Annotated in this window: 13 protein-coding genes; 6 read left to right on the forward strand and 7 right to left on the reverse strand. The window is 50.4% G+C overall.

Annotation, left to right across the window (positions count from 1 at the left end):
- Positions 1-39: 39 nt before the first annotated feature.
- Together carA and Q320_RS0102735 are read right to left on the reverse strand one after the other, a co-directional pair.
- Positions 40-1,194: a glutamine-hydrolyzing carbamoyl-phosphate synthase small subunit gene (gene carA / locus Q320_RS0102730; RefSeq protein WP_035851998.1), complete on the reverse strand. Its 1,155-nt coding sequence runs from the start codon at positions 1,192-1,194 to the stop codon at positions 40-42.
- 154 nt (positions 1,195-1,348) lie between these two features.
- Positions 1,349-1,837 (reverse strand): glutathione peroxidase, encoded by a 489-nt coding sequence (locus Q320_RS0102735; RefSeq protein WP_027467735.1) that lies wholly within the window; start codon positions 1,835-1,837, stop codon positions 1,349-1,351.
- Positions 1,838-1,901: 64 nt separating this feature from the next.
- On the opposite strand from Q320_RS0102735, the gene Q320_RS0102740 reads away from it, so the two are divergent.
- From Q320_RS0102740 to Q320_RS0102755, 4 genes are all read left to right on the forward strand, one after another.
- On the forward strand, positions 1,902-2,912 hold the full coding sequence (locus Q320_RS0102740) for an FIST N-terminal domain-containing protein (protein ID WP_027467736.1): 1,011 nt from the start codon (positions 1,902-1,904) through the stop codon (positions 2,910-2,912).
- Between the two features lie 233 nt (positions 2,913-3,145).
- A complete protein-coding gene (locus tag Q320_RS0102745) occupies positions 3,146-3,583 on the forward strand; it encodes a DUF1841 family protein (protein ID WP_027467737.1) in 438 nt (145 codons plus the stop codon).
- A gap of 136 nt (positions 3,584-3,719) precedes the next feature.
- A complete protein-coding gene (locus Q320_RS0102750; protein ID WP_027467738.1) occupies positions 3,720-4,352 on the forward strand; it encodes a 3'-5' exonuclease in 633 nt (210 codons plus the stop codon).
- A gap of 198 nt (positions 4,353-4,550) precedes the next feature.
- The gene (locus tag Q320_RS0102755) at positions 4,551-5,501 is read left to right on the forward strand and encodes a DUF4349 domain-containing protein (RefSeq protein ID WP_027467739.1); all 951 of its coding nucleotides are present in this window, start codon (positions 4,551-4,553) and stop codon (positions 5,499-5,501) included.
- A gap of 132 nt (positions 5,502-5,633) precedes the next feature.
- On the opposite strand, the gene Q320_RS18180 is transcribed toward Q320_RS0102755, so the two are convergent.
- Together Q320_RS18180 and Q320_RS0102765 are read right to left on the reverse strand one after the other, a co-directional pair.
- On the reverse strand, positions 5,634-6,227 hold the full coding sequence (locus Q320_RS18180) for a DUF1294 domain-containing protein (RefSeq protein WP_051534408.1): 594 nt from the start codon (positions 6,225-6,227) through the stop codon (positions 5,634-5,636).
- Between the two features lie 144 nt (positions 6,228-6,371).
- Positions 6,372-6,587: a DUF1289 domain-containing protein gene (locus Q320_RS0102765; RefSeq protein WP_027467740.1), complete on the reverse strand. Its 216-nt coding sequence runs from the start codon at positions 6,585-6,587 to the stop codon at positions 6,372-6,374.
- 158 nt (positions 6,588-6,745) lie between these two features.
- Here Q320_RS0102765 and Q320_RS18185 point away from each other — a divergent pair, with 158 nt between their 5' ends.
- Together Q320_RS18185 and Q320_RS0102775 are read left to right on the forward strand one after the other, a co-directional pair.
- Complete coding sequence (locus tag Q320_RS18185; RefSeq protein ID WP_035852001.1) at positions 6,746-7,558, forward strand: UDP-2,3-diacylglucosamine diphosphatase; 813 nt, start codon at positions 6,746-6,748, stop codon at positions 7,556-7,558.
- Positions 7,555-8,613 (forward strand): glycosyltransferase family 4 protein, encoded by a 1,059-nt coding sequence (locus Q320_RS0102775; RefSeq protein WP_027467741.1) that lies wholly within the window; start codon positions 7,555-7,557, stop codon positions 8,611-8,613. Before Q320_RS18185 ends, Q320_RS0102775 begins: the two co-directional genes overlap by 4 nt.
- Before the next feature lie 225 nt (positions 8,614-8,838).
- Here Q320_RS0102775 and Q320_RS0102785 read toward each other — a convergent pair whose 3' ends face one another.
- The 3 genes from Q320_RS0102785 to Q320_RS20545 form a co-directional block, all read right to left on the reverse strand.
- Positions 8,839-9,264 carry a DUF411 domain-containing protein gene (locus Q320_RS0102785; RefSeq protein WP_035852003.1) on the reverse strand — a complete coding sequence of 142 codons (426 nt, stop codon included), beginning with the start codon at positions 9,262-9,264 and terminating at the stop codon, positions 8,839-8,841.
- Positions 9,265-9,548: 284 nt separating this feature from the next.
- Positions 9,549-9,872 carry a hypothetical protein gene (locus Q320_RS0102790; protein WP_027467743.1) on the reverse strand — a complete coding sequence of 108 codons (324 nt, stop codon included), beginning with the start codon at positions 9,870-9,872 and terminating at the stop codon, positions 9,549-9,551.
- Positions 9,873-9,917: 45 nt separating this feature from the next.
- Complete coding sequence (locus Q320_RS20545) at positions 9,918-12,257, reverse strand: extracellular solute-binding protein (RefSeq protein ID WP_051534409.1); 2,340 nt, start codon at positions 12,255-12,257, stop codon at positions 9,918-9,920.
- Positions 12,258-12,453 lie beyond the last annotated feature (196 nt).

The following is a 12,453-nucleotide window of genomic DNA, read 5'->3' on the forward strand; positions in this document are numbered from 1 at the left end:
TTCGAACTCATGCGGCTTGTTTTAGCAAGCCGCCCATTCTCACACCTTACGTTCTGCCAATTGCGCAATGAACTTATCAAACAAGTACGCCACATCGTGCGGGCCTGGGCTCGCTTCTGGGTGGCCTTGGAATGAAAATGCCGGAGCATCAGTCAACTCAATCCCTTGCACTGTGCCGTCAAACAATGAACGATGTGTAACACGTACATTGGCTGGCAAGCTGGTTTCATCCACTTGGAAGCCATGATTTTGGCTGGTAATCATCACATGTTTGCTATCCAAATCTTGCACTGGATGGTTTGCGCCGTGATGGCCAAATTTCATTTTGCTGGTTTTGCCGCCCGCAGCCAAACCGAGCAATTGATGCCCCAAACAGATACCAAAAATCGGGAGTTTTTTCGCCAGCAATTCTTGAATCGCAGTGATTGCATAATCACATGGCTCAGGATCGCCAGGACCGTTCGACAAAAACACGCCATCTGGATTGAGTGCCAATACGTCAGCAGCCGAAGTTTGCGCAGGAACAACGGTCAATTTGCAACCACGCTCAGCGAGCATGCGCAAAATATTGTATTTCACGCCAAAATCGTAAGCCACAACATGGTATTGCGGATTGGATTGCACGGTATAGCCCACGCCCAATTTCCACTCTGCCGTTGTCCACTCAAACGGTTTCTCACAGCTCACAACTTTAGCCAAATCTTGACCGGCCATCGAACCGAAGGATTTTGCTTTGGCAACGGCCGCAACTTCATCGATATTTTCACCGCTGATAATGCAGCCAGGCTGAGCGCCTTTTTCGCGCAAAATACGCGTTAATTTACGGGTATCGATATCCGCAATAGCCACCACCTTGTTTTGCTTGAGATACTCCCCCAAGCTCATCGTGGCGCGGAAGTTAGAATGCAGCAAAGGCAAATCGCGAATGATCAGGCCTTCAGCAAAGACACCACGGCTTTCAGTGTCTTCAGCATTCACACCGTAATTACCGATATGCGGGTAAGTTAAAGTAACGATTTGTTTGGTATATGAAGGATCAGTCAAAATTTCTTGGTAACCGGTCATTGAGGTATTAAATACCACCTCGCCGATGGTTTCACCATCAGTACCAATTGAAATACCATGAAAAATTGTACCGTCGGCAAGCGCCAAAATGGCGGGGGTTGTGGCTGGCGTGGGAACTGTCGTGGACACGGGGCGGCTCCAGGGCATTGCGCCCAATAAGTCAAAATCTGTGGGGTAGGCGTACAAAAACGGAGTTAGCTTGGCCAACCCCGTTTTGATAGCTACAAAATTGGCCGAATTCTACCGTAAAAGCCCTTTCCCATCAATGCAAATCCGTATTGACTCAGACCGTTCCCAGTAACTTTTCAATAAACTGCCTTAAATCTGTAATTTTTCGATACGGCGCAAATCGCTGAATAACGTGCCCTTCTCGATTAATGACAAACTTCGTAAAATTCCATTTAATTCGCCGCGAACCCAAAAAACCACGTCGCTGCTGCTTTAGATATGTAAAAAGTGGCTCTGCTTGCTCACCATTGACATCAACTTTGGCAAACATTGGAAACTCGACGCCAAAATTAAGCTGGCAAAACTGCGCGATTTCAGCGGCGGAACCTGGCTCTTGCCCACCAAATTGATCACAAGGAAAGCCTAAAATCACCAAGCCCTGCTCACGATATTGCGAATAGAGCGTTTGCAAATCGGCATATTGCGCAGTAAAACCGCACTGGCTGGCGACATTGACAATCAACAGCACTTTGCCACGGTACGCCGCCAAACTTTGTGTTTCGCCTGCTAAGGTTTGAACCGAAAAATCGTAAATGTGACTCATTGCATTGCTCGTTAAGGTCTACTCTGTGTATTGTCGCAGAGACTTACAATGTTTAGGTAACTCAATGAATCCAGCCAGCGGCTACGCTCATGGTCCACGCGCCACCGCCCAAGTTGCCATTGCGGCAGTCAGCTCCGCTATGGCACGCGGCGGATTAAGCCAAGCTGGACGGATTTATTTATTTCTCTCCACGCATTTCCAGCACGATATCGATACGACACTACGAGCCGTCACGCAAGTGACCGGCAGCTTTGATGTTTTCGGTGCCAGTGCTGCTGGCGTATTTAGCGATCAAGACTGGTCACTCGACGCCCCCGCAGCTGCCGCCATCGTATTACCCGCCGAACTACACTCAACAACAGGTAATAGTTTCTTTGCTTTAGCCGCCCCCAATACCATCAACCAACATTGGCTCAACCGTGGCGGACAACGTTTTGGCGGCATCGCTGGCGACGCGACTGGCAATGGCGCGTATGCAATTTGGCAAAATGGCCGCCAACACAATGGCTTTGTCGAAACGCCGCTCGCACCGCGTGACATCGTGATTTCGCAAGGCTTCCAAGCGCTCAGCCCGCGCCACATCATCACCGCCAGCCACGGTTTAATGCTCGACACACTCGACAACTTAGCTGCCTTCCCCACTTTGCGCCCGTGGCTACGCCAATATGATCTGCATAATTTAATGGCCGGAATCGGTGATTCAGCACAAGAAACCCAATGGATTCCAGTCATTGGCATCGACGAGCACAAGCAATCGATTATGCTGGCGCAGGAGTTACCGCAAGGCGCGGCGTTGTGCTGGGGACATTTTGATAGCGCCGCCGCCAGTCAAGATTTAGGCCTGCAATTGATGAGCAGCCTAGCTGGACGCGCGCAGCCGCGCTGGGCGCTGGTATTTTCCGGCCATCGCCGCGCCATGGCGGGCAGCGGCATCAGCGAACCCGATTGGAATGTACTGCGCAGCGCGCTACCTGGCGTGCCGTTCGCCGGCTTTTATGGCAATGGCCAGATTGTGCCGCTCGCCAAAAGTAATCAAGTGGTCGACAATAGCGTCCTTGTTGCTTTATTCGACTGAAAACATCAAATTCATCAGTCCACGAAAAGCACGAAAGCCACGAAAAAAAACACTAAAACAACTATTGAGTTTTATAGCTCTTATCTACTCAGCGTTTCTGAGCCGAACCGTTTTTTATTCAGCGAACCGCATTCACTCTTGAATTAAGATTTTTTCGTGCTTTTCGTGTCTTTCGTGGACTAAATATTTTTAGCTTTATAAATACACCGCCAACCCATTAAGACTCATCACACATGCTATTTAATCCCAGCCGCGATGAAGCGCGGCGCTTTTTTATTCAGACTTGGCAAAAACATCAGCAAGGCCAGCCGCTCGCGGATTTGGAGGCTGTCTTGGTTGACGTGCTGATTGCGCACCCGGAATACCATCAATTCCTCAGCAATGATTACCTTGATCATGACTGGCCGCCTGAGCACGGTGATACCAATCCTTTCTTGCATCTGAGCCTGCATTTAGCACTAGCCGAGCAATTATCAATCGACCAACCCGCTGGCGTTCGTGCGCTGTATCAACAACTGCACGCTAAAGTCGGCGATCCGCATCGCGCCTTGCACGATATGCTCGATTGCTTGGCAGAAATGATCTGGCAAGCGCAGCGCAACCACACCCAACCCGACCCGGCGGTTTATCTCGATGGCATTCGCCAAAAGCTGGGAATTATCCAGCAGTAAGCACTGTAGTACGCCGCTCACGCATTCTGATGAAAACATCATAAGCATAGGTATTGCCATCTAGCCATTATCAAATAAGCGCTAGATATAAATACCCACAAGACATTGATTCAAACTGCAGCAACAAGGAAACGCAATGCTGGACACGCCACTGGTGGTACTCGACTTTGAAACCACTGGCCTATCGCCCGCACTGGGCGCACGCATTACCGAAGTCGCGGCGCTGCGCGTAGTGAACGGGCAAATTGTTGAGCGTTTTAGCTCGCTGGTGAATTGCGGCATACGTATTCCTTACGAGATTACGCAAATCACTGGCATCAGCCAAGCAATGGTCAATGCGGCGCCTCGCGCGGCAGACGTCGTTCCAGCCTTGCTGCGCTTTATTGGCAAAGACGCTTTGGCCGCACACAACGCTAGTTTTGATCAGAAATTTTTGCTCAATGAAAGCCAGCTACTCAAGCTCAAACCGCAGCATTCGCACCTCGTTTGCTCCTTACTGCTAGCGCGGCGTGTGCTGCCGCAAATGACGAGCTACAAACTGAGCGAACTTGCGCGCGGCCTGAATATTCGCTTTGCAGGCCAAGCTCACCGCGCCGAAGCAGATGCCGAAGTCACCGTTCACTTGATGAATCACCTTGCCAATGCGCTACGTCAGCACCATCGCTGCCAACATATTGATGCAGGCTTGCTGGTCAGCATTAATCAGCAAACGGCAGCCAAAGTGCCTGCCTTTCTAAAAGCCAAACAGAGCGTAGGTATACCAAGCTAGGCCATATTGAATAAAACGTTGATTAATATACCCATAGAACCAGCCAATCAGGCTGGTTTTTTTACATTTAAACAACGATAAGAACAACGCTTATTTGGTTACACAGCAAAGCAATTTATTTCACTACAGTGACGGCAGAAATTCAAACGGCGTAATTAATTCAGCACCACCCCAGCCCATCACAAAAAGGAAGCCGCCATGCGTGCAAAAATCCTGCTCATCGCTTGTGTCATCGTCACCCTCAGCGCTTGCGGCAAAAGAGAAGACCCCGCCACACTGGGCCAATCAGGCGATTACGCTGCCGAATCAGCCAAAGTCGAATCCGCCGCAGCGCCAAGCACTCCCTCGGTCAAGCAACAACTCAGCTCCAGCGCCAACACGTATAGCGATGGCGAGCGCCAATTTATTCGCAAAGCCGATGTGAAATTCCGCGTCAAAGATGTGTATCAATCGGCGTTGGCGATTGAAGATATCGTCGGCAATATCGGTGGTTTCGTGGAGAAAAATACGATTCAATCTAGTGTTGAGCGCGAGCAAACGGAACGGATTGGCGATGGCAAAGCGCTGAAACTGACGGCCTACACGCTCAATGGAGAACTCACCGTTCGCGTGCCGAGCGCCAAAACGCAGGAATTTTTACGCCTGATCGCGGGGCAAATCGTCTTTCTAGACCAGCGCAGTTTTACCGCACAAGACGCGCAATTTGAGCTACTGCGACAAAAACTAGGCATCAAACGCAATCAAGAAAGCCAGCAGCAACTCGGCCAGATTGTTCAAGAGCGCGGGAAAATAGACGACAAAGCGGATGTGATTGTGGCGCAGAACGACAGCAAAGGTGCGCGCGACGAGGCCATCGTGACTGAAAAAGAATTCGCCGACCAAGTCGCGTTCAGTGAAATCAAACTCGCGCTGTATCAACACACACAAGTCAGCCAAGCCGAAATGCCCGATGTCAGCGGCACGTTTGAGATGAGCAGCCCTGGATTTTTCTACCGCCTTGGCCAAGCTTTCAAATCGGGTTGGCACAGGGGTTTAGAAACATTGATTGATTTGACGAAAATTTGGCCTTTCTGGCTGGCTTTGATTGCAGGTATCGCCATCGTTCGAAAATGGCGTCAGCGCGGCAAATCGACAACACAAAGTGAATAAAACAAAAAGCCGAGCGACTCTGTGAGGCTCGGCTTTTTATACGATATCTAGAATAAGAACTGACTATTTAACACAGGTATCTTGCTGTAGCGATTACTAAACAATGACCACAGCAATATACCCATAAAAAATCTATTTAATCAGCCACAACAAACTTGCCACATTCAGCACTGCGCAGGCAATAAACACAAAGCGAAAGGTACTTTTCTGCGTTTTGTGGCGCAGGCGGCGCTGCGCGAGTAAAGCGCCTGGCCAGCCGCCCAATACAGCCAAAGCATGCAAAGCGACTTCAGGCACTCGCCAAGCATTCTTCTGTGCCTGTGTTTTATCAAATGCATACAGTACATAGCTCGCCACGCTCAACACCGCCATCCCGACAAAAATCGGCCAGCGCATTGGTGACGCTGCGGCTAAGAGCACTGCCAATGGCAATAAGCTGAGCGCGACATAATCAATCCAGTCGTAGCGCGGTTGAGCATTGGCTTGGCGATGCGCGGCGCGACGGGCGTTGGCTTTTTCCAGTTGCTCTGGATTACGCCCCGCCGTTTGCGCGCGCGCGCGACCTTGTTTGTCTTTGCCCAAAGTAAAATAAATCGTGTCACCAATTCGCGGTTGATGAATTCCGCCGCGTTTTAAGGTGCTGATATGCACAAAAATCCGCTCACCATTATCGATTTGAATAAAGCCAAAATCTTTTTTCCACTGTTTTAGTACACCTTGTTGCATCATTTCTCCGTGGCGCTGAACGCCTTATCTTTAAGTTTTATTTTTTTCTATGTTTGTTGGGCAAAAGTGTACTTGCATCGCGACGTCGCCTTGCCGTAAATCTTTTTCAGCATGGCTTAAGCGCTAAAACGTCGCAAAAACGCCTCACTTTCCGCGCGACAGCCACGGCGGTGTACGCCCTTGGTCGGCCCAATATTGCTCTAGGCGCTGCCAAATCACGTCTTTTTCAGCCTCGCTGAGCATGACCCAATGCGCCACTTCTAGCATCGTGCGCTGGCAGCCTTTACATACATCATCGCCCATCCCAGTAGAACACACGGCTACACAAGGCGTATCAGGGCGTTCGCTTGACTGCATCATTCTAATTCTCGGTTCAAAAACATTTTTAGATACTCATTCCAGCCAAAAAATGCAGTTCCAAAGCGTGAAACTGTCTTATTTGCTTCATTTTACTGTCGCACCTTTGTCATATTGCATCCGCATGATGACTCACAAGCCCCTCAGTGGAGTTGTGATTTATGGCGTCTGAACTGCGTTTTCGTAGCATCTGGATTTCTGACATTCATTTGGGCACCGCAGGATGCCAAGCCGATTATCTCTTAGATTTCTTAAAACACACCGAATCGGAGCAATTATATCTAGTTGGCGACATTATCGACGGCTGGGCGATGAAGCGAAGCTGGTATTGGCAACAAAGCCACAACGATGTAATCCAAAAAATCCTCCGCAAGGCGCGCAAAGGCACGCAAGTCACCTATATCCCTGGCAATCACGACGAAGGCGCACGGCAGTTTATTGGCCTCATGTTTGGCGACATTTGCATACAAGACGAAGTCATCCACACGATGGCCAATGGCAAGCGCTATCTCGTCATTCATGGCGACCAATTTGACGGCGTGATTCAATGCGCGCGCTGGCTGGCCGTCGTTGGCGATCAAGCTTACGAAATCACGCTCAAACTCAATCGCTGGTTTAACCGCGCCCGCGCTCGAATGGGTTTAGGTTATTGGTCTTTATCGCAATACCTCAAACACAAAGTCAAAAAAGCGGTCAGTTTTGTTTCTGACTTTGAAGAAGCCGTCGCATCGGAGGCCAAAAAACGCGATCTGGACGGCGTGATTTGCGGCCATATCCACAAAGCCGAAATGCGCATCATCGATGGCATTGAATATTGCAACGATGGTGACTGGGTGGAAAGCCTGACCGCCTTGGTCGAAACGCACAGCGGCGAACTCAAAATTATCACTTGGCAAAAAATGTACGACGCGCAAACCGCGGATATTGCGGCGCTACTCACCCCGATTACCACTCTGGAAGGATCTATCGCATGAAGATTTTAATCGTCACCGATGCATGGGAACCGCAAGTTAACGGCGTCGTTCGTACTTTGAAACAAACCACCGCTGAACTGAGAAAAATGGGCCACACGGTGGAATTGCTGACTCCGCTGGAATTTAAAACCATTCCTTGCCCCACCTATCCCGACATTCGCTTGTCGCTGTTCCCCGGCAGCAAAGTGACGCAACGTATTCGTGACTTTGCGCCTGATGCGATCCATATCGCCACAGAAGGCCCGCTGGGCTTGGCCGCGCGCTCGTACAGCTTAAAAAATAAACTCCCGTACACGACCGCGTACCACTCGCGCTTCCCTGAATATGTGCAATTGCGCTTTGCGATCCCATTGGCCGTGACTTACGCATGGTTGCGCCGCTTTCATAATTCGGCCCAAGCGGTGATGGCGCCGACCAAAGTGGTTGTTAAAGATTTGACCGATCGCGGCGTTAAAAATGTCGTGATTTGGTCGCGCGGTGTGGATTTGGATGTATTTAAACCAGGTCGCCGCGACAAACTCAATTCGCGTACGCCAATTTTTGTTTACGTGGGCCGTGTTGCCGTTGAGAAAAACGTCGAAGCCTTTTTGGAACTCGATTTACCAGGTAGCAAATGGGTGGTCGGCGATGGCCCTGCCGCCGCGGGATTGAAAGCCAAATATGGCGATCAAAAAAATATTCACTGGCTGGGTGTGCTGAACCAAACTGAATTGGCCGAAGTGTATAGCAGCGCGGACGTATTTGTGTTCCCGAGCAAAACCGATACATTTGGCTTGGTATTGCTCGAAGCAATGGCTTGCGGCTGCCCTGTAGCCGCATACCCAGTTACTGGGCCAATTGATGTGATAGGCACGGATGGCCCTGGCGCACTGAAAGAGGATTTACACGAAGCCTGCATCGCCGCGCTACGGATCGATAGAGATGAAGTACGCCGCTTTGCCGAGCGTTATTCATGGGGCGCAGCCAGCCGCCAATTTTTATCTCACTTGCACCCGTTCACGCCGAATGCACAAGCTGAATTGCGCTTGATTGAACAAGGCGCTGGCGGGGAATAAATCGTCCTAATTTAAACTCGTCACGATAAAACCCCAATGAGCTTGCGCCTGTGCGCAAGCTCATTACTTTTTTGCGGCAATCAATCAGCTCAGCCAAGCATTTAGGATTTCATCCTACCGGCGGCGCGCTGCATATCTAAAGGCAAGGCCGGAATCCAGCTCGCTGATCGAAGCAAAACTCTGAATACCGGCTTTCGCCGGTAGGACGATATTTCGACTTAAAACTTAAAAATTACCATACGGCTTCACGCTACCGTCTTTGCCAATCAACACCACCGCAATCGTCCCCGGCTTGTATGCACCCATTCCCGGTGAAGTCGCTGGCATACCTGGCACGGCGATGCCTTTGGCATTCGGTTTTTCTTTCAGCAATTTAGTAATCGCCACCGCCGGTACATGCCCTTCCACCGCATAGCCGCCAATCACAATCGTATGGCAGCTAGGCGCAGCATCGGTGCCATACTTTTGCTTGATGGCGCTCATATTATTGCTGGGCTGCTCCTTAATTTGAAAGCCTGCATCGCGCAGATATTTAGCGTGCTCGCCGCAGCAGCCGCAATTCGGATCTTTATACATCGTTCCCGCTGGCGCGGCCGCCAGCGCTAAAGTGGGCGCAAATAAAAGTGCAGTGATGAGTTGTTTTAATTTCATGATGATTCCTCGTTCATATCGTAAACCGAATGAATAATGTCGCTCGCCTTTGCATGAAGCACGGCGAATTTGATGACAATTCATTCTAATTAGTCAGCTAAGTTCAAAAGATAAATACATAGGTATTGCCACAAATCGCTTATTTAATAAGCTCTACAAGGCAATACTAGTCATTTAACTAAAATCGATTTGAATCCAGCAGTCGCTCAGAAAATAAGCAGCGATACAGCCATGCAGTACTTAAACTGCATACGCTGAAGCGTTATTCACTGGCTGCGCCGTAATTAGGCGAGAAATACCGGAGGCGGTAATAAGGGAGGAGAAGTGAGGCTTTGAAAAATCACCACAGGCGCGGCGATTTGAATCGCATCGGCTGCAAAAATCACCGATTGCAAAGGCATTAATGGCAGCGCAGAAACGCAAATGCTGCAATGATTTACATCCGTAGCGCACGCTTTGCAATCCTGCATTGATGCGTCGCTGGGCATCATCTGCGTCATCGACGGCTGGCAATGATTTGCGCTCGCAGGCTGCGCCACTGCCGCCGTCATATTCAATGACAGCGACAGCGCAAACAATACCAACAAAATCCAGCGCAAATTTAGCATGGTCCAATCTTACGCCGCTGCGCCTAAACAACCAAGCACCGCAGCTTACCGACGAGCCGCATCGGCCAAACGGCGTGCGGCGTCTTGCGCGCTCATATTGTTATTTTTCCAGAACGCATCCACCACATCGTAGAACGCCGATTTCACCTCATCTTGCAGCGCCATATTATGCGCCCACGATGGCACCAACACTTGCTTGCTCGCTGCATTAGCAAAATCGCGAGACGATTGTTTGGCGTAATCATCATAACGGTTCATATTCACATCGGTTCGAGCTGGAATATTGCCTTTATAAAGATTGAACGCTTCTTGGCCTTCTGAACTCATCAACAAACTCACAAAATCCCGCTGCGCTGCGTGTAGGCGCGGATCGCTTTGTTTGAACATCGTTAGTGTGTCGGCTGCAAAGCTGTATTCACCGTTTTGCGTTGGTGATGGCACGCACAGATAATCCACGCCCTGCTCTTTACCCGCTTGTGCAAATTCGCCTTTCGCCCAATCGCCCATCAATTGCATCGCGGCGCGGCCATTAATCACGTCGGCCGTTGCCAAATTCCATTCGCGGCCCGCTGCATCCGGAGTGCAATACGGTTTCATACGGCGCAAAGTTTCAAAGCAACGAATCATTACTGGGCCAGTCAAAGCGCTTTGGTCGAGCTGGCTAAACGCAGCGTTATAAAACGCCGCGCCGCCCAAACCACAGGTGATCGCTTCAAACATCGTCGCGATTTGCCACGATTGCTCGCCGACGGCCAACATCGGCATACCGACTTGTTTGAGTTTTTCAGCTACGGAAAAGAAATCATCCCATGATTTCGGCGCAGCAACACCGGCGCGCTTAAGCACGGCGGCGTTAATCCAGAACATATTCACCCGCGCTACACCGAGCGGCACGGCGACGTATTCGCCGTTGGCCTGCATCATTTTGTCGAGCACAGCAGGCAGCAAATTGCTCCAACCCTGTGCTTGAGCTACCTCATTGAGATTGGCGAGTACGCCGTCCTTTGCCCAGTTTTGGATTTTCACGCCGCCAATAGCCGCTGCGGTCGGTGGATTACCCGCCATGGCGCGAGCACGTAGCGCTGGCGCTGAATTATCGCCCTGCGCATCCGCCCAGTGATGGCCTTGTGCATTGAGCAAAGCTTTAATTTCCGAAACGGCGCGCGCTTCACTGGATGCTGCCCAACCGTGAACAACCTCAATATCAGCTAATTTGAAATTGCCAACGGCTTTCAGCAGGCGCTTGGCGCGTTCATCCAAATGTTTAAGGGTATTGGTGGCTTGTTGCAGCGCCGAATCGGTCGCTTGCGTCATCACGTCGAGCTGCTCGGCAGAACTCGCCAGCGTGTGCGTGGCGGATGATTGCTCTTGCGTTGATTCAGCAATTTGCCGCACTGCGACGACCACGCTGCCCATGTGTTCACGAATCCCCAACATATGGCCGCGCGCGTCTTCGGCCATCGTCACACTATGTGCCACGCGCTCGGCGGTAATCGACATATTGCCAACTGCATTTTGCGTTTCTCGGCCCACCGATTCGATTTTATGCGCGATTTCAACCGTCGCGTTACTGGTGCGTTCGGCCAATTTACGTACTTCATCGGCTACAACGGCAAAGCCGCGTCCCATATCACCAGCGCGAGCCGCTTCAATCGCCGCGTTGAGTGCCAGCAAATTTGTTTGCCCAGCGATGTCTTTAATCACGCCAATAATGCTACTAATTTCTTCAGAACGCGCACCCAGACCATCCATCGTCTGCGTCAATGCGGCAACCGCTTCGGACACTTTGCCGACTTCTTCAGAAACACGCAGCACCGAATCGGCGCTATCGCTCGATAAGCGCTGCGTTTCTTCAACGACATGATCCATATCACGCGCGCTGTCGGCGATGTGATTGATGCTGACCGTGATTTCTTCGACGGTCGCTGCGGAAGATGCCGCGTGATCCGATTGCGTGTGCGTGTCTTTCGCCATTTGCCGCGTAACCGAAGTCAATTCAGACAAACCCAGCGCCAGCCCTTCCATTTCGCGCTGCACATCGCGCAAAATGCTTTGCACTTTATCGGTCGATTCATTGTAAGCGCGTGAAATATCGGCAATGTCACCGTAGCCAACGACCGGCAAACGCGTCATCAAATCGCCGCGATCTGTCGCCTGCAATCGCATCAAATCGCGCATTTGCGCCAATGGCTTAAAGAGTTGATTAATCCCATAAATCAGCGCGCCCACTAGCGCAGCCAATCCAAGTAGCCCAATCAACAAAATTGTAAAAAATAAATCGTTCACCGCAGCAACAGAACTCGTACTCACAACGACCAGCAGCACAATCAGCACCAGCGAATAAATCGCCCCCGAAATTCCAACGACATGATTACGACTCAACATACACATTCACTCCCAAAAAGCCCGCTGCAGATCCATTGATATCGGCCAAAGTAATAAAATCAATAGGGGCAAGCCTGTAATTATTAGGGTTTGATAATACACATACCGACTAAGCGGCTCTATAACAGATTGATGACAAGTCGCTTTTTTCCTTACTACACCACAATCGCCCCATTGAATTGCACGCAGCGAGACC

Origin of the sequence: Deefgea rivuli DSM 18356 (assembly GCF_000620145.1) — a bacterium.
GTDB classification, from domain to species: domain Bacteria; phylum Pseudomonadota; class Gammaproteobacteria; order Burkholderiales; family Chitinibacteraceae; genus Deefgea; species Deefgea rivuli.

Coding starts and splice junctions, on each gene's coding strand:
- Q320_RS0102735 (WP_027467735.1), bottom strand. CDS start 1,837: ATGAGTCACATTTACGATTTTTCGGTTCAAACCTTAGCAGGCGAAACA.
- Q320_RS0102740 (WP_027467736.1), top strand. CDS start 1,902: ATGAATCCAGCCAGCGGCTACGCTCATGGTCCACGCGCCACCGCCCAA.
- Q320_RS0102745 (WP_027467737.1), top strand. CDS start 3,146: ATGCTATTTAATCCCAGCCGCGATGAAGCGCGGCGCTTTTTTATTCAG.
- Q320_RS0102750 (WP_027467738.1), top strand. CDS start 3,720: ATGCTGGACACGCCACTGGTGGTACTCGACTTTGAAACCACTGGCCTA.
- Q320_RS0102755 (WP_027467739.1), top strand. CDS start 4,551: ATGCGTGCAAAAATCCTGCTCATCGCTTGTGTCATCGTCACCCTCAGC.
- Q320_RS18180 (WP_051534408.1), bottom strand. CDS start 6,227: ATGCAACAAGGTGTACTAAAACAGTGGAAAAAAGATTTTGGCTTTATT.
- Q320_RS0102765 (WP_027467740.1), bottom strand. CDS start 6,587: ATGATGCAGTCAAGCGAACGCCCTGATACGCCTTGTGTAGCCGTGTGT.
- Q320_RS18185 (WP_035852001.1), top strand. CDS start 6,746: ATGGCGTCTGAACTGCGTTTTCGTAGCATCTGGATTTCTGACATTCAT.
- Q320_RS0102775 (WP_027467741.1), top strand. CDS start 7,555: ATGAAGATTTTAATCGTCACCGATGCATGGGAACCGCAAGTTAACGGC.
- Q320_RS0102785 (WP_035852003.1), bottom strand. CDS start 9,264: ATGAAATTAAAACAACTCATCACTGCACTTTTATTTGCGCCCACTTTA.
- Q320_RS0102790 (WP_027467743.1), bottom strand. CDS start 9,872: ATGCTAAATTTGCGCTGGATTTTGTTGGTATTGTTTGCGCTGTCGCTG.
- Q320_RS20545 (WP_051534409.1), bottom strand. CDS start 12,257: ATGTTGAGTCGTAATCATGTCGTTGGAATTTCGGGGGCGATTTATTCG.